The 311-nt window shown below is 41.5% G+C and carries 1 pseudogene; it reads left to right on the forward strand.

Annotated elements, in window-relative coordinates:
• Nucleotides 1-311: pseudogene (locus tag GNY06_RS00085) on the forward strand (conjugal transfer protein MobB); the annotation flags it as partial.

The raw sequence follows: 311 nt of genomic DNA on the forward strand, positions 1-311 counted from the left end.
TATGGATCTGCTCACGTTTGGCAACAGAACTTTCTGCCAACTCCTTTAATGATTATTGGAATAATAACATCAAACCGTATATTAAAGATCCTGCCGTTTTACATCCCAAGCTATGCAAATCAAATGATGTAGATCTTCCTGCGGAAGAACCACACCATTTGTTCGACTACATAACAACTGACAAGCACGAAGACGGTAAGATTGAAGCATTAGGAGGTTTATTGCCCGAAGCCCAAGGCGAAGATTACGAGGAACTGGACTTTGCCAATAAGATGAAGAAGAAGCGCAAACGCCAAAGGGAGCAGAAATAA

This window comes from Elizabethkingia argenteiflava, assembly GCF_009904105.1.
GTDB classification, from domain to species: Bacteria; Bacteroidota; Bacteroidia; order Flavobacteriales; family Weeksellaceae; genus Elizabethkingia; species Elizabethkingia argenteiflava.